Annotated in this window: 12 protein-coding genes and 1 pseudogene; 7 read left to right on the top strand and 6 right to left on the bottom strand. The window is 73.4% G+C overall.

Features of this window, described 5'->3' with window-relative positions; all coding sequences use genetic code 11:
- Nucleotides 1-2: 2 nt before the first annotated feature.
- Both NNW99_RS21150 and NNW99_RS21145 read right to left on the bottom strand, forming a co-directional pair.
- On the bottom strand, nucleotides 3-911 hold the full coding sequence (locus tag NNW99_RS21150) for a hypothetical protein (RefSeq protein ID WP_215120694.1): 909 nt from the start codon (nucleotides 909-911) through the stop codon (nucleotides 3-5).
- A 193-nt stretch (nucleotides 912-1,104) separates the two neighbouring features.
- Nucleotides 1,105-4,233: a sacsin N-terminal ATP-binding-like domain-containing protein gene (locus tag NNW99_RS21145; protein WP_215120693.1), complete on the bottom strand. Its 3,129-nt coding sequence runs from the start codon at nucleotides 4,231-4,233 to the stop codon at nucleotides 1,105-1,107.
- 301 nt (nucleotides 4,234-4,534) lie between these two features.
- On the opposite strand from NNW99_RS21145, the pseudogene NNW99_RS21140 reads away from it, so the two are divergent.
- Nucleotides 4,535-4,949: pseudogene (locus NNW99_RS21140) on the top strand (hypothetical protein); the annotation flags it as partial.
- 27 nt (nucleotides 4,950-4,976) lie between these two features.
- Here NNW99_RS21140 and NNW99_RS21135 read toward each other — a convergent pair.
- Nucleotides 4,977-5,906 carry a DUF3027 domain-containing protein gene (locus NNW99_RS21135; protein WP_215120691.1) on the bottom strand — a complete coding sequence of 310 codons (930 nt, stop codon included), beginning with the start codon at nucleotides 5,904-5,906 and terminating at the stop codon, nucleotides 4,977-4,979.
- 262 nt (nucleotides 5,907-6,168) lie between these two features.
- Here NNW99_RS21135 and NNW99_RS21130 point away from each other — a divergent pair, with 262 nt between their 5' ends.
- The 4 genes from NNW99_RS21130 to NNW99_RS21115 all read left to right on the top strand — a co-directional run bounded on the left by NNW99_RS21130 (nucleotide 6,169) and on the right by NNW99_RS21115 (nucleotide 9,700).
- Complete coding sequence (locus NNW99_RS21130; protein WP_370869150.1) at nucleotides 6,169-7,569, top strand: MFS transporter; 1,401 nt, start codon at nucleotides 6,169-6,171, stop codon at nucleotides 7,567-7,569.
- A 61-nt stretch (nucleotides 7,570-7,630) separates the two neighbouring features.
- Nucleotides 7,631-8,104, top strand: coding sequence for a DUF2771 domain-containing protein (locus tag NNW99_RS21125; RefSeq protein ID WP_251057882.1), 474 nt, complete (start codon nucleotides 7,631-7,633; stop codon nucleotides 8,102-8,104).
- Nucleotides 8,074-8,862 carry a futalosine hydrolase gene (locus tag NNW99_RS21120; RefSeq protein WP_285439967.1) on the top strand — a complete coding sequence of 263 codons (789 nt, stop codon included), beginning with the start codon at nucleotides 8,074-8,076 and terminating at the stop codon, nucleotides 8,860-8,862. Before NNW99_RS21125 ends, NNW99_RS21120 begins: the two co-directional genes overlap by 31 nt.
- Nucleotides 8,852-9,700, top strand: coding sequence for a 1,4-dihydroxy-6-naphthoate synthase (locus tag NNW99_RS21115; RefSeq protein ID WP_215120688.1), 849 nt, complete (start codon nucleotides 8,852-8,854; stop codon nucleotides 9,698-9,700). Before NNW99_RS21120 ends, NNW99_RS21115 begins: the two co-directional genes overlap by 11 nt.
- A 6-nt stretch (nucleotides 9,701-9,706) precedes the next feature.
- On the opposite strand, the gene NNW99_RS38980 is transcribed toward NNW99_RS21115, so the two are convergent.
- On the bottom strand, nucleotides 9,707-10,090 hold the full coding sequence (locus NNW99_RS38980) for a cold-shock protein (RefSeq protein WP_189729237.1): 384 nt from the start codon (nucleotides 10,088-10,090) through the stop codon (nucleotides 9,707-9,709).
- A gap of 164 nt (nucleotides 10,091-10,254) precedes the next feature.
- Between NNW99_RS38980 and NNW99_RS21105 the strand changes: the two genes are divergently transcribed.
- Nucleotides 10,255-10,503 carry a hypothetical protein gene (locus tag NNW99_RS21105; protein WP_184599437.1) on the top strand — a complete coding sequence of 83 codons (249 nt, stop codon included), beginning with the start codon at nucleotides 10,255-10,257 and terminating at the stop codon, nucleotides 10,501-10,503.
- Here NNW99_RS21105 and NNW99_RS21100 read toward each other — a convergent pair.
- Together NNW99_RS21100 and NNW99_RS21095 are read right to left on the bottom strand one after the other, a co-directional pair.
- A complete protein-coding gene (locus tag NNW99_RS21100) occupies nucleotides 10,482-11,105 on the bottom strand; it encodes an HAD family hydrolase (RefSeq protein WP_215120687.1) in 624 nt (207 codons plus the stop codon). The two genes, NNW99_RS21105 and NNW99_RS21100, sit on opposite strands and share 22 nt — an antisense overlap.
- Before the next feature lie 52 nt (nucleotides 11,106-11,157).
- Nucleotides 11,158-12,147, bottom strand: a complete 990-nt coding sequence (locus tag NNW99_RS21095; protein ID WP_215120686.1) for a hypothetical protein — start codon at nucleotides 12,145-12,147, stop codon at nucleotides 11,158-11,160.
- A gap of 152 nt (nucleotides 12,148-12,299) precedes the next feature.
- Between NNW99_RS21095 and NNW99_RS21090 the strand changes: the two genes are divergently transcribed.
- Nucleotides 12,300-14,861, top strand: a complete 2,562-nt coding sequence (locus tag NNW99_RS21090) for a helicase C-terminal domain-containing protein (protein ID WP_215120685.1) — start codon at nucleotides 12,300-12,302, stop codon at nucleotides 14,859-14,861.
- The last annotated feature ends 32 nt before the right edge of the window (nucleotides 14,862-14,893 follow it).

The raw sequence follows: 14,893 nt of genomic DNA, 5'->3' as shown, positions 1-14,893 counted from the left end.
GCTTACTGGACGTCGACGAAGTCACCCGCGGCGTTGACCGCCGGGGTGGTCGTCGTGCCCGCGAAGGAGTAGCGGAAGTAGCCGTCCACGGAGGCCTTGACCGTGGTCTTCAGCTCACCAGTGGAGTTCGACTTGATGGTCTTCACCGTGGTGTAGGTGTCGGAGTTCTTCTTACGGAACTGCAGCTTCACCGACTGGTTGGTGTAGCCGTGGTACTTGTTGTCGTCCCAGTTGGCGCGGGACAGCTTGCCGGTGACCGTGATGGTCTTGCCCTTCTTCACCGGCTCCGGCGAGGCGTTGACCGTCAGCTTGGAGAAGCGCTGCAGCTTGAAGGAGTTGGTCGGGTCCGTCACCGCGACGCCGACCTTGTCCAGGTTCGGCTCGTCCGGGTTCTCGCCGTTGAAGGCGACCGCGAAGCCCGCGGCCTTCCAGGAGCCGGCGTCCTCGTTCAGCAGCGCGAACGGGTCGATCTCGACGGTGGCCTTGCAGTTGGCGACGGTCGCGGAGGAGTCCGTGCAGCTCGCGTCGTTGCTGTCGAAGAAGAAGGCCGACTCCTCGAAGGAGGCGCCGCGGTACAGCTCGATGCCCGCGAAGAAGTCGTCGGCGTGGATGTCGACGTCCGCGCCGTGCGTCAGCTTGAAGGAGACGGGCACCTTCACCAGGTTGGTGGTGCCGACGGAGATGTTCTTGCCGTTGTTGACCTTGACGGAGGAGAAGGTCGCGTTCAGGGCGTACGGCTCGCCCTCCACGGCGCCGGCGAAGGCCGACCGGCCGGAGTCGGCGTGAACGACCTCGCTGGCGGCGGCGATGTCCGCGGGAACCTTCGGCTCGGCGGCCTGCGCGGCCGGCACGGCGAAGGCGGAAAGGGCCAGGGCGCCGGTGACGGCGGCCACGGTGGCTCGGATACGCATGCGTTCTCCAGGTGGAGAGGGGCCCCGGCGCTCGTCGTCGGCTCCAGGGGGCCCAAGTGATCGTGGAGTCTGTTGACTCACGTGATCAGATACGTGACGGGTGCGCATGGTTGTACGACGAGTGAAAAATATGTGCGGAAGTTTTCACCGGTCGCCGGGACGCCCTGCTCCTCCGGGACTCACCCTCTGAGCCTCAGTCGAACCACCGATCCCGCTCCAGCTCCTCCGTCCGCGACGGATCCTCCAGGAGTGCCGCCACCTCGAAGCGTCGCGGCCACTGGCCCGCCGCCCAGGCCAGGCCCGCGGCGACGCCCTCGAGGGTGGCGGCGTGGAGGGTGCCGTCGTTGGTGAGGCGCCAGTCGATCTCCACGTCGTCGACGACGAGTTCCTCGTGTTCGACGTAGGAGGAGGGGGTCTGCCGGCCGAGCAGGACCCGTACCGGGTCCGGTACGTCGTGCTCGACGCCCCCGGAACCGACCTGCCCGGTGACGGACTCGCTCAGGCGCCGCACCTGGAACAGTTCGGACAGTTCGGCGGCCCGGGCGGGGCGGACCGGGAGCAGGGGGACGCCCGAGGTGAAGGGGAGCAGGTCGGGCGAGTCGACGACCACGGCGTCGGCCGCGTCCACGACCTCCACCCGGCCGTCGACGACCGCGCGCAGCTCGTCCGGCAGGGTCACCTGCTCGGGGTCGAGATCCGCCAGGGCCCCGTACAGGGCGTGCAGTTGGGCGTCCGCCACCTCGCGCTCGGGCTCGGCGAGCCGGTCGAGCAGTTCGGCGGCCCCGCCGGGCTCGTCCAGCAGCGCGGTGACGGACGTGCGGACCCCGAGCGCGCGCAGCACCTGTTCGTCTTCAAAGCCGGTGGCGTCGGCCTCCTCGTAGAGACCGCGCAGGAGCGGGTCCCCGCCGGCGGCGCGCAGTCCGGCCGGGCGGCGGCCGTCGAGCACCGGGTTCCCGCGCAGCCACCACGCCGCGTACGGGCGTACGACCTCGTGGGTCCCGTCGTGCAGCAGGATCCGCACGGGCTCGACGATGGCGTCCCGGTAGGGCGGCTGCGACAGCAGGGCGAGGGCCTGGGCCCACTTGTCCTCGTCGACCAGGTCCAGGTCCCGTACGGCGATGATCTCCGTGGCGACCGGCGGGACCGGGCTGTCGGGGAAACGGTCGAGGATGTCCTCGCACCACACGTCGACGGCGTCCAGCAGACCCGCGTCGTCGGGCTCGGCGAAGTCGCCCTCGCGGGGCTCCAGTTCGTCCGGGTCGAGGACGACGTCGGTGGCGCGGACCAGCGCGAAGTTCACCAGGACCCCGCAGGCGGCGAGCGGCTGCTCGCCCCACCGGCCGGCCAGCTCCGCGTCCACGGCGGCGAGTTCGCCCTCGCGCATCACCTGGGCGAACGGGCCGCCGGGGAAGACGAGTTCGCAGGCGGGGGCCGGTTCGCCGTCCTCGTCGGGCAGGGCGAGGGCGCCCAGCCAGGGCTCGTCGCCGGGCTCCAGTCCGGCGTCCCGGACCAGCGCGAGCACGGTGTCGGCCAGTTCGTCGGCGTCGAGGGTGTCCTCTTCCCAGTTCACCCCGCCCTCGTCGTCCAGGGACGCGGCGACGGCGGCCCGGACCTGCGGGGTGGTGAGGACGGCACGCGGGGTGGCGGGCAGGGCGCCGAGCTTCTCCAGGAGCGGATGGGCGGCGTCCGGGTGGGCGACCTTCAGGCCGAGCCGGGCCAGCACCTCGGGGTCGATACCGGCGGCCTCCGCGCCGGGCAGGAGCACCTGCCGGGGGCCGATGGTCGTACGGCCGTCCGCGAGCGGCACCGGGAGGCCCGAGAGCCGGTCGGGGTCGACCCCGGCGAGGCTGTCGTAGAGGCGCCGCCACCAGCCGGGGTCCTTCTCCAGCCCGGCCAGCCGGTCGACGGCGTCGGTCAGCGGGACACGGGCGACGCCCAGGGTGCGCAGCTCCGCGCGCCGCTCCAGCCCGCCGGGCAGCAGGGTGGGCAGCACCTCGGCGAGGACCCGCACGGTGTCCGCGCCCGCGCCCTCGACGATCTCGGCGTCACGGGGCCGCAGGGAGTCGGGCAGGTCGTCGCCGTCGTGCTCCTGGGGCTCGGCGGCGGGCGGCAGGAAGGAGGTGCGCGGGAGCCGCTCCAGGATCGCCTGGCGCAGGGCGCCGTCCAGCTCGCCCTTGCCGAGCGGGCCGGGCACCAGGCCGATGATCCCGGTGGTCACGGGCCGCCAGTCGCCGAGGAGTTCGGCGTACGCGTCGGCCGCGCGCTGGACGAGGAAGTCGGTCAGCGGCCCGGGGGCGGCGTGCCGGCGGGTGGAGTCCAGCGGGAACGAGGCGATGAGCAGCGCCGGGACACCGAGCGGCTCGTCGCTGGGCGTGGGCGCGTGCACGACCGGACTGGTGCGGGGCCGGGCCGGGCTGCCGTCGCTGTCGACGGGCACGGCCCAGGTGACGGACCACCGCGGCCGGAGCCGCTCCTCGACGGGCCGGTCCGCGAGCAGGTCGGGCGTGAGCGGGCCGTGCGCGACGGCGGTGCGCCAATGGGTGACGCCGCCCTCGGAGTCGTCGACGACGGTGAAGGCGCCGTCGGTACGGCGGGTGATGGTCCTCGGGCTCTCCCCGTTGACCTCGACCACGACCTCGTCGAGGCCGGGGAGGGCGAGCAGCAGCGCGTCGTCCACGGCGTGCAGCAGCCGCTCGGCGAGAGCGGCGGCGGGGTCGTCGCGCAGCGGGAGGATGACGGCGGTGTCGTACGGGGCGGGGGCGGTGCCCTCGGCGGCGAACGGCAGCCGCAGCAGCGGTACGTGCCCGTCACGCCGCCGGACCTCGTCCCCGAGGCCGGGGCTGTGGCGGGCGGTGTCGGCGGCCAGGCCCCGGGCCTCGGCGAGGGACCAGCGCACCCCGCCGTGCCGGCCGATGAGGGCGGGCTCGTCGGTGACCGACAGGACGGCGGCGAAGCCGACGCCGAAGCGTCCGACGGCCTGCTCCTGGCTCTCCCGCTTCGCCGACGCCCGCAGCGTGGACAGCGACTCGACACCGGCCGCGTCCAGGGGCGCCCCGGTGTTGGCGGCGACGAGCACCCCGTCCCGGAGCGTCAGCCGCAACCGCCCCGGCACTCCGGCCCGGGCGGCGGCGTCGGCGGCGTTCTGGGCGAGCTCGACGACGAGCCGGTCCCGGTAGCCGCCGAGGACCAGGTCCTCCTCGGCGTTGGCGTCCTCACGGAACCGGGCGGGGCTGGTGGCCCACGCGTCCAGCACGCCGCGGCGCAGGCGGGCCGTGCCGAAGGGATCGGCGCCCTCGGGCGCGGGCCGCACGAACTTGCTCACGTTGTCTCTCCTCATCGGCTGACGACGAAGGTACCGCCTGGGCAACCGGGCCGCGTGCCCCGCCCGACACCGGCGATGACCGGCGACGCCCCACTCGTCGTCCCGGCCGACCATGGCGTCACACACCCCGGGCTCCCTCACCCACGCGAGTGAATGTCATCAACTTGGGCCTTTCTGCGAGCAGTTGGCTTCTACGCTCGCCCACAGTCCCTTTGGCATGTGCCGGAGGCATGATCCAATTCCGCAAGCATTCCCATCCCCCACAGGAACCGTGGACGGAGGGCGTACCGGCTCCAGCCGCTCGGAATGGGCGGCGCGCCCGGTCAGCTTCGGCCCTCGCCAGTGGCCCCTGCTCACCCTGCGGCCCCTGGTCGCGGGTCCGCACAACATGCCCGTACTCACCGACCCGGCCGAGGTCCGCAAAGACCTCGCACCCGGCCGCGGAACAGTGGAGGAACCTGGTGGCCGTGGACCTCTCCTTCTACAAGTCGTACATCTCGGAAGAAATCCGCGACGAGGGCCGGGCCGAGGGTGAGGCCCGGCGGGCCGCCGAAGACGTCCTGGAGGTCCTGGACGTCCGTGGCATCGACGTCCCCGAAGCGGTCCGCGAGCGCATCGTGAGCTGCGATGACCCCGAGACCCTGCGCCGCTGGCACCGGCACGCCGTGATCGCCCCCACTGCCGAGCAGATCTTCTCGGACGAGCAGGACGAATAGCCGATCAGCGCTTGGGCTCGGACACGCCTACGAGTGGCCCAGTTCCTCCGTGTTCTCGTCCGCCGCGGCCTCGACCGAGCCCGAGTCCGGCGCCGGGCGCAGGGGGAAGGGGTCGACGCGGGTCTCGTCGATGACCGGGGAGGGCGGCTGCGGGGGGCGGGGCATGACCGCGGCCTCGGAGTGGCCGCCGCAGCCGTAGGTGAGGGAGACGAGGCGGCCGTCAGCCGGGGAGAACTCGTTGGCGCAGACACCGAAGGCCTGGCCGAGGGAGCCGCCGATGGGGGCGAGGAAGCCGCAGGTGACGCAGGCCGCCGGGGCCGACTGGGCCATGGGGGTCTTGGGGCCGAACGCCTCCTCCCAGCGGTCGGCCGCGGTGTACAGGCCGTAGCGGGACAGGACGCGGGCCCGACGCATGCCGAGTTCCTCCGCCACTCCGGTGATGGAGCCGCGGGAGGGGATGGCCGGGAGGAAACCGGACGGGGGTCCCGCGGTGACGTCCGCGTCCTCCGACTCCACCAGATCGGCCATCTCGTGCGACACGGGGGAATTCGGCGCGGGCTCGTCCTCGCCGGAGTAGCCGGGCTCCAGACGGAGGTCCTCGGCGTCCGTGGGGAGCAGGTCGCCCGGGCCCATGTCGCCGGGGCGCAGCCGCTCGCTCCACGGCACCCACTCGGGCGCGAGCACCGCGTCCGGGCCGGGCAGCAGCGCCGCCTCGTCCACCGTGACGATCTTCGCCCGGGACGCCCGGGCCACCGTCACGGCCCACCGCCAGCCCCGGTATCCGAGCTCCCGGCACTCGAAGAAGTGCGTGACAACGCGGTCCCCCTCGGAGACCGTCCCCACGTGCTCGCCGACGATCCCTGGCGCCGCGGCCTCCTCGGCTGCGGCACGCGCGAGGTCGACGGCCTCGGCGCACAGACGGTCAGGGGTGCGGCTTCGCGTTGTCGCTGCGCTCACAGGTATCGCTTCTCTCCATACGCCGTCTCACGAGTGCGCCACTCCCGGCGCGGGGGCGGACGGAGCGGACCGGGGGACCGCGTCGACATCCTTCATCCATTTTGCGGGATGGCTGAGATACGCACGCTACCCTTCCGCCCCACTTCACGTACACCGACGGTCCCATGACCCGACGACCGGGCAGTCATCCGACAGTCACCCCACAGGCCCTATACAAGCGGTAATGGCACTACCCACAGCCTTCTCGGGGCACTATGACGTCGTGGCAGCCGCGAAGACGCCCGTCAAGGGAAGCAGCCGACGACGCGGACCGGGCCGTATGCGCGGCTCCCTCCGCGCGGTCGGCCGTGCCCTGCACTTCCCGGTGACCGGCACCGCCCGCGGCATCCGCAAGGCCACCCACGCGCACGGCGCCGGCGAGTCCGGCCTCGGCAAGCTGATCGAACTGCACGGCGTGAACGGCGCCGGCGATGTCATGGTCACCGTCGCCCTCGCCTCGACGGTCTTCTTCTCCGTCCCCACCGACGAGGCCCGCGGCCGGGTCGCGCTGTACCTCGCCATCACCATGGCGCCCTTCACGCTCCTCGCGCCGGTGATCGGCCCTCTCCTCGACCGCATCCCGCACGGCCGCCGCGCGGCCATGGCCGGTGCGATGCTGGCCCGGGCGCTGCTCGCGATCGTCCTGTCCGGGGCCGTCGCCACCGGCGGTATCGAGCTGTATCCGGCGGCGCTCGGCGTCCTCGTCGCGTCGAAGGCGTACGGGGTGGTCAGAAGCGCCGTCGTGCCCCGGCTGCTGCCACCCCGCTTCTCCCTGGTGAAGGCCAACTCGCGGGTCACCCTCGGCGGCCTCCTCGCCACCGGCATCGCCGCCCCGATCGGCGCCGGACTCCAGCAGATCGGACCGCGCTGGCCGCTCTACGGCGCCTTCGTGCTGTTCATCGTGGGTGCGGTCCTGTCGTTCACGCTGCCGCCCAAGGTCGACTCCGCCAAGGGCGAGGACACCGCGCTGCTGGCCGCGGACGAACAGCATCTGCACGGCCCGCACCGCAGGCCCGTCAAACGCCCCGGGCTGCGCACGGTCGGCCCGGCCGTCACCCACGCCCTGGCCGCCAACGCCTCCATCCGCTGCCTCACCGGCTTCCTGATCTTCTTCCTCGCCTTCCTGCTGCGCGAGCACCCGGTCTCCGGCCAGAGCGCGGCGGTGTCCCTGGGGATCGTGGGCGTCTCGGCGGGCGTGGGCAACGCGCTCGGTACGGCGGTCGGGGCGTGGCTGCGCTCCCGGGCCCCGGAGATCATCATCGTGACGGTGGTGGCGTGTGTGGTGGGCGTGGCGATCCTGGCGTCCGTGTTCTTCAGCGCGGTCCTGGTGGCCTGCCTGGCGGCGATGGCCGGCTTCGCACAGGCCCTGGCCAAGCTGTCGCTGGACGCGCTGATCCAGCGGGACGTGCCCGAACTGGTCCGCACCTCGGCCTTCGCCCGCTCCGAGACCCTGCTGCAGATGTCCTGGGTGCTGGGCGGGGCGGTCGGCATCGTGATGCCGCTCAACGGCACGGCCGGGCTGGCCGTGGGTGCCGCGATCGTCGCCACCGGGTGGGTGACGACCGTCCGGGGGCTGATCGGCTCGGCCCGACGCGGTGGTACGACACGGCCGCGGGTGGCGTAGCCGTCGGGCACGCCGTACCCCGCGTGGGCGGTCCGACCCGCGTGCCGGATAACCTTCGCCCATGAACACGTTGCAATCCGTAGTGCGACGCCGCCGCGCCGTCGCTGTCGCCGGTGTCGTATCCGCCGGACTGCTCGTCCTGTCGGCCTGTGACAAGCCGACGCCGATGGCCACGGTGACCGTGGGCAGCGACTCGGTGAACTCCGAGGCCACCTGTGGCGGCGAGGGCGACGCCCTGAAGCCCGCCGACCTCACGCAGTGCCTGAAGGACAAGGGCATCAAGTCCATCTCGGTCGACCCGGACGAGACCGTGCGCTTCGGTGTCGACCCGGAGATCGCCGACAAGGGCTGGACGATCCTGATGAACGGTCAGCCGCTGACCGACGCCAGCACGAAGACGTACCGCACCATCCCGGGCAGCGTGTTCTTCAACGCCCAGTACGGCGCGCAGGGCGACTCGACGCTGGTCTCCATCAAGGAGGGCGAGAAGGACACGTCCGGCCTCTGGAACTTCAAGCTCGAGAAGGACGCCTGATCGCTGCCGCTGGGCTGGGCAGGGTGCTGATCGCCACCGCTGTTCCTGTGGAGAGGGACGCGGTGGCACAGGCCTTCGGTGGGATTTCGCCGGGGTCCGATGACGCGGCGCTCGGCGCTGTCGGCCGTGCCCACCCGTTCCGCACCGGCGGAACGACTGCCCACGGCTGGACCGATGTGATCGACGTCGGTGTCGGGCCCGCCCTCGCCGCCGCGTCCGTCGCCTCCGCTCTCACCGCCGCCGCCCTCCAAGGCACCCCCTACGACCTCGTCGTCTCCGCCGGGATCGGGGGCGGCTTCCAGCCGGACGCGCCCGTGGGGTCGCTGGTCGTCGCCGATGAGATCGTCGCGGCCGATCTGGGCGCCGAGACGCCCGACGGGTTCGTGCCGGTCACGGAGCTCGGGTTCGGGACCGTGCGTCACCAGCCGCCCGGGGACCTCGTACGGCGGGTCGCCGAGGCCGCCGGGGCCCGTACGGGGGCCGTGCTCACCGTGTCCACTGTGACCGGGACGGCCGCCAGGGCCACCGCGCTGCGCGAGCGGCACCCCACCGCGCTGGCCGAGGCCATGGAGGGCTTCGGTGTCGCCGAGGCCGCCGGTGCGCACGGGGTGCCCGTGCTGGAGATCCGGGCGGTCTCCAATCCCGTCGGGCCGCGCGACCGCGCCGCCTGGCGCATCGGGGACGCCCTGGCCGCCTTGACCGAGGGTTTCGGGAAGCTCGTGCCCGTACTGGAGAGTTGGAACCGGCATGACCAGTGACCAGTTGCAGATCGCGTACTCCCCCTGCCCGAACGACACGTTCGTCTTCGACGCCCTGGCCCACGACCGTGTCCCCGGCGCCCCCGCCCTCGACGTGACCTTCGCCGACATCGACGTCACCAACGGCATGGCCGAGCGCGGCGAGTTCGACGTACTGAAGGTGTCGTACGCCGTGCTGCCGTACGTCCTCGACGAGTACGCGCTGCTGCCCTGCGGGGGTGCGCTGGGGCGGGGCTGCGGGCCGCTGGTGCTGACGCGGGAGGCGGACGTCGACCTCACCGGGCGCCGGGTCGCGGTGCCCAGCGAGAAGTCCACCGCCTATCTGCTGTTCCGGCTGTGGGCCGCCGACACCCTGGCCGACGGGGTCGGCGAGATCGTCGTCATGCCGTTCCACGAGATCATGCCGGCCGTGCGGGATGGGAAGGTCGACGCGGGACTCGTGATCCACGAGGCGCGCTTCACCTACGGCGGCTACGGCCTGCACAAGCTCGCCGACATGGGCGAGCACTGGGAGCACACCACCGGGCTGCCGATCCCGCTGGGCGCGATCATCGCCAAGCGGTCGCTGGGCGAGCAGAAGCTGCGGCTGCTGGCCGACTCCATCCGGACGTCGGTGCGCGCCGCCTGGGACGACCCCGAGGTGTCCCGCCCGTACGTCATGGAGCACGCCCAGGAGATGGACCCGGCCGTCGCCGACCAGCACATCGGGCTGTACGTCAACGAGTTCACGGCCGGTCTCGGCGAGGACGGCTACGCGGCCGTACGCGGACTGCTCACACGCGCGGCGGCCGAGGGACTCGTACCGCCCCTCGGCCCGAACGCGCTGCGCTTTCCCTGAGAAGCCTCAGACGTCCAGCTGGTCGGCGACCGCCCGCAGCAGGCCGGCGATCTTCTTGCCGGAGGTGCGCTCGGGGTAGCGGCCCCGCTCCAGCATCGGGGTGATGTTCTCCAGCAGGGTCGTGAGGTCCTGGACGATCGAGGCGAGTTCGTCCGGCTTCTTGCGCGTCGCCGCAGCGACGGAGGGGGTCGGGTCCAGAATCGTCAGGGACAGTGCCTGGTCGCCGCGCTGCCCGGCGACCACGCCGAACTCCACGCGCTGACCGGGCTTGAGCGTCTCGACTCCGGCGGGGAGGACCGAGGAATGGACGAAGACGTCACCGCCGTCGTCGCGGGAGAGAAAGCCGAAGCCCTTCTCGCTGTTGAACCACTTGACCTTGCCGGTAGGCACGTCTGTCCTCGTCCTCGTACTCGTCGGAAAACTGCTTCTGGAAACGGCTCTTGATAGCACTCGGGCGGGCCGCACGGACCCGCCGGTACCAAGGCTAATGCTCTTCAGGCCGGTGACAAGACGTCACCGGGTTGTTCCTTCGGGCAGGGAACTACCCTGGTCCGGTGCCTGACAAAACCCAAACGAATTCCGCCGCGCCCGGTGACCGTCTGGTCCGTGCCGGTGCCATCGTCTTCTTCATCGGTGCCGTGGCCACACTGGTCACGGTCGCCCCGCTGTTCCTCGGGACGACGCCCTTTCCGACGTACATGTTCGGATTGAGCATGCTCATGGCGGTCGGTTTCCTGATGGCCGGCGCGGGAGTACTGCGTTCCGTGGCGGCCGGCCGCCGTCAGGCGCGCGCGGGGCGGTAGCCGGCGAGCCACCCGGGGAATTCGGTCAGGTCGGCGAGGACGACGTCCGCGCCCGCCGCGCGCAGTTCCTCCGGGGGGCAGGGGCCGGTGGCCACCGCGACGGACAGCGCGCCGGCCGTCCGGGCGCCGCGCACGTCCCCGACGTGGTCGCCGACATAGACGCCCGCGTCGTGCTCGCGCAGCGCCTCCGCCTTCTGTTCGGCCCACAGGTCGCCGATCACCGCGTCGGGCTCCATGCCCAGGTGGGCGAGGTGCAGCTTGGCGTTGGGCTCGTACTTGGCGGTGACGACTATCGCGCGTCCGCCGGCCTCCCGTACGGCCGCGATGGCCTCGGCGGCGCCGGTCATCGCCGGGGTCGCGGCGATGGCGATCGACGGGTACATCGCGCGGTACAGGACGGCCATGTCCGCGACCTCCTCCGCCGGGAACCAGTTGATCAACTCCTCGGCCAGCGGCGGCCCGAGCCGCGTGACCGTCAGATCGGCGTCGATGTAGGTCCCCGTCCGCTCGGACAGCGCCTGGTAGCAGGCGCGGATGCCGGGACGGGAGTCGATGAGGGTCATGTCCAGGTCGAAACCGACGGTGAGTGCCATATGCGCCATTGTGCCCAGGGCGTATGACCCACAGGCGTCCCGGGGGTGCCCGGGATGTGGGCTACTTCTGCCGCTGCGAGCGCCACACCAGGAACAACGCCGAGGCCACCGCCGCGCCCCGGACCACCCAGGGCCAGGTCTCGGAGACCGCGTCGTTCATGTGGCCCTCGGCGATCGGAGTGCCCCAACGGCCGTTCATCCTGCCCCAGAGCCAGACCAGGCCCGAGGTGACGGCGAGCCCGGGCAGGACCATGACCGCCCACTTCGTCTCCGCCTGGGTCAGCCGGCGTGAGGCGTAGGCGATGAGCCAGCCGAGGAGGAGCACGAACCAGTTGCCGAGCACGGCGCCCGCGACGAGCAGAGCGGCGGCGGCCAGGAGCAGCGGGTTGCTCCAGTTGCCGGAGGGCAGACCGGGGAGGCGGCGGCGCCGGGTGCCGGCGACGGCCTCCTCCTCGACGGCCTCGACGGGCGGCTCGGCCGCCGTCTTCTCCGGCTCCGGCTTCCTCGGCTGCGGCGGCTTCAGCAGGTCCGGCAGTTCCACGCCGCCCACGAAGCCCGGCACCTCCTCGCCCACTCCGAACGGGCTGCTGTCCACCCGCCACCAGTCGGGCTGGACGACGCTGTCCCCGAGCTCGTGCCCGGCGGCCAGGTGCGGCGGGGCCGGGCCCTCGGCGGGCGCCGGGCGCGACTCCTCGCCGGGCCGGGCCGGGCGGGGCCGCGGGACGACGCGCCGCAGCATCCCCTTCGCCCGCTCCTCCGGCTCGTCGTCGCGCTGCACGGGGACGGCGGCGGGGGCCGGGGCGCTCCGCGGCGCGTCGCCGGTGCCTTCCGCTGCCGCCGCCACGATCTCGTCGGGGCTGCCCATGCGGGTCAGGATGCGGCGGACGGCGGCGGGCGAGTCGACGGTGACCTTCGCGCGGCGCCGGTCGATCTCGTTACGCAGGTCGGCGACCAGGCGCATCCGGGTGGCCGACGACAACTGCCGCTGCTGGGCCACGTCGCCGACACGGCTCAGATACTCGTAAACGACCTGGTCGCTCTCAATCCCCACGAAGTCCCCTCCGGGGCGGGTGCGTTGGCTGACGCCGTCGGACGACGGTATCGCGAGTCCCGGCAGGTCGGCCAAAAGCCCGTCCCGCGATCGGGGTCCGGGGTGCCCGCGGTCGGCCCGGCCGCCCGAGGCGACCCGCTACCGTGGACCGGATGAGCACCGAGGACAGGCCCCCGGCCCCCCGCTCCCTCGCCGAAGCGCTCCGCGCGCGGGGCGATGCCGCGCTGGCCGCGCTCCTGCGCAGCCGCCCGGACCTCATCACGCCCGTGCCGACCGACCTCACACAGCTCGCGACCCGGGCCGGCACCCGTGCCTCGGTCGTGCGCGCCCTGGAGCGGCTGGACCGGTTCGCGCTGCAGACGGCGGAGGCGCTGGCCGTGGCCGGGGACCCGGCGACGTACGACGAACTGCTCGGGCTCACCGCCGGGGACGACGCCGACCCGGCCGTCGTCGCCGCCCTGCCGCACGCCCTGGACGTCCTGCGCGAGCAGGCCCTGGTCTGGGGCGGCGACGACCGGCTGCGGCTGGTGCGCACGGCACGTGAACTGCTGGCACCCGCGCCGCAGCACCCCTCGCCGACCGGTCTCGGCCCGACGGTCCAGGAGGCCACCGCCGGGATGTCCCCGGGGCGGATCCAGGAGATCGTCACGACCGCCGGGCTGGCCTCGACGCATGACTCGGTCTCCGCGGTGACCGCCCTCACCGGCCTGTTCACGGACCGGGACCGGATGACCGCGCTGCTCGCCGACGCCCCGGCCGACTCCCTGGAGGTACTGGAGCGTCTCGTGTGGGGGCCGCCGTACGGGCAGGTCACCGCGGATCCGGCGGCCCGGCTGCGCTGGCTGCTGGACCGGGGGCTGCTGCTGCCGACGGCGCCGGGGACGGTCGTCCTGCCGCGCGAGGTCGCCCTGCATCTGCGGCGGGGGCCGGCGCACCGGACGCCCGAGCCCGCGCCGCCGGTGGTCGAGGCCGCCGCCGTACATCGTCCACAGGTTGTGGACAGTACGGCGGCCGGGCAGGCGTACACCGCGCTGGCGACCGTCGAGGAGCTGCTGAAGGACTGGGACGAGGGCGGGCCCGCGGTGCTGCGGGCGGGTGGGCTGAGCGTGCGGGACCTGAAGCGGACCGCCGTCGCCCTCGACGCGCCCGAGCCGGTCGCCGCGTTCTGGGTGGAACTGGCGTACGCGGCGGGCCTGATCGCCTCGGACGGGGAGGCCGACGAGCGGTACGCGGCGACCCCGGCCTACGACGAGTGGCTTCAGGCGCCCCCCGCCGAGCGCTGGTCGCGGCTGGCCACGGCCTGGCTCGCGGCGACCCGGACGGCCGGGCTGGTGGGCGGGCGGGACGCGAAGGACCGTACGTTGTCGGCGCTCGGGCCGGGCCTGGACCGCTCGGCGGCGCCCGAGGTACGGCACCGGGTGCTGGCGCTGCTGGCCGGGCTGCCGGAGGGGGCCGCTCCGGCAGCCGAGTCGGTGCTCGCCCGGCTGCGCTGGGAGCGGCCCCTGCGCGGCGACCGACGCGAGGACGACCTGCGCGGCCGTCTCGCCGAGTGGGCGCTGTCGGAGGCGGAGCTGCTGGGCGTGACCGGCCGGGGCGCGTTGTCGGGGCACGGCCGGGCCCTGCTGGGACCGGCGGCGGCCGCGAAGCACCCCGAGGCGGAGCCCTCCGCATCGGCGGGTCCGCCTACTGGTCCGGGAGACAAGCTCCCCGTCCATCACCACCACCATCGTCCCGCCCCGGTCGCTCCCCTCTCCCCCGCCGAACAGTCCGTCGCCTCCGCCGCCGCGGCCCGGCTCCTGGCGCCCCAGCTGCCCGAGCCGCTGGACCACGTGCTGCTCCAGGCCGACCTGACGGCGGTGGCGCCCGGGCCCCTGCGGCGCCCGCTCGCCGACATGCTCGGGGTGCTGGCGGACGTCGAGTCCAAGGGCGGGGCCACCGTCTACCGGTTCACGCCCGGCTCGGTGCGCCGCGCGCTCGACGCCGGTCAGGCCGCCTCCGACCTGCACGCCTTCCTCACCACGCACTCCCGTACGCCGGTGCCGCAGCCGCTCGCCTATCTGATCGACGACGTGGCCCGCCGGCACGGCCATCTGCGCGTCGGCGCGGCCTCGGCGTACGTACGCTGCGACGACGACGCGGTCCTCAACGAGATCCTCGCCGACAAGCGGGCCGCCGGGCTCGGCCTGCGCCGACTCGCCCCGACCGTGCTCGCCGCGCAGGCCGATCCCGCGGGGCTCCTCGAAGGGCTGCGGGCGATGGGGTTCGCACCGGCCGCCGAGTCCGCCGAGGGCGATGTGCTGATCACCCGCGCCCTCGCCCACCGCACCCCGCCGCGTACGGCGCCCGAGCCGGTGCCGGACGGTCCGCCGGTCCCCGACGACGTCCTCCTCGCGGCGGCCCTGCGCGCCATCCGGGCGGGCGACCTCGCCTCCACCACCCCGCGCAAGCCCGGCGCCACTCCGGCGGCCGACGGCGAGCTGCCCCGCACCGGTTCCGCCGAGACCCTCGCCACCATGCAGGCCGCCGTCCTGACCGGTGAGGCCCTGTGGATCGGCTACGTCAACGCCGAGGGCACCGCCAGCCAGCGGGTCATCGCGCCCATCCGCGTCGAGGGCGGCTTCGTCACGGCGTACGACCACACGGCGGACGAGGTCCGTACGTATCCGCTGCACCGGATCACCGGGGTCGCGGAGCTCGCCGACGACGCGGGCTGACCCCCGCCCGGGCAGGGGGGCGCTTCTCACCC

Source organism: Streptomyces sp. CRCS-T-1 (genome assembly GCF_024442335.1).
GTDB classification, from domain to species: domain Bacteria; phylum Actinomycetota; class Actinomycetes; order Streptomycetales; family Streptomycetaceae; genus Streptomyces; species Streptomyces koelreuteriae.
The sequence above is the reverse complement of the archived record's forward strand: the minus strand, read 5'-3'. Positions and strand labels throughout refer to the sequence as shown.

What these genes read in the sequence shown, in the direction of transcription:
- NNW99_RS21100 (WP_215120687.1), bottom strand. Translation starts at nt 11,105, where the DNA reads ATGGCGCATATGGCACTCACCGTCGGTTTCGACCTGGACATGACCCTC.
- NNW99_RS21150 (WP_215120694.1), bottom strand. Translation starts at nt 911, where the DNA reads ATGCGTATCCGAGCCACCGTGGCCGCCGTCACCGGCGCCCTGGCCCTT.
- NNW99_RS21115 (WP_215120688.1), top strand. Translation starts at nt 8,852, where the DNA reads ATGACCAGTGACCAGTTGCAGATCGCGTACTCCCCCTGCCCGAACGAC.
- NNW99_RS21125 (WP_251057882.1), top strand. Translation starts at nt 7,631, where the DNA reads ATGAACACGTTGCAATCCGTAGTGCGACGCCGCCGCGCCGTCGCTGTC.
- NNW99_RS21090 (WP_215120685.1), top strand. Translation starts at nt 12,300, where the DNA reads ATGAGCACCGAGGACAGGCCCCCGGCCCCCCGCTCCCTCGCCGAAGCG.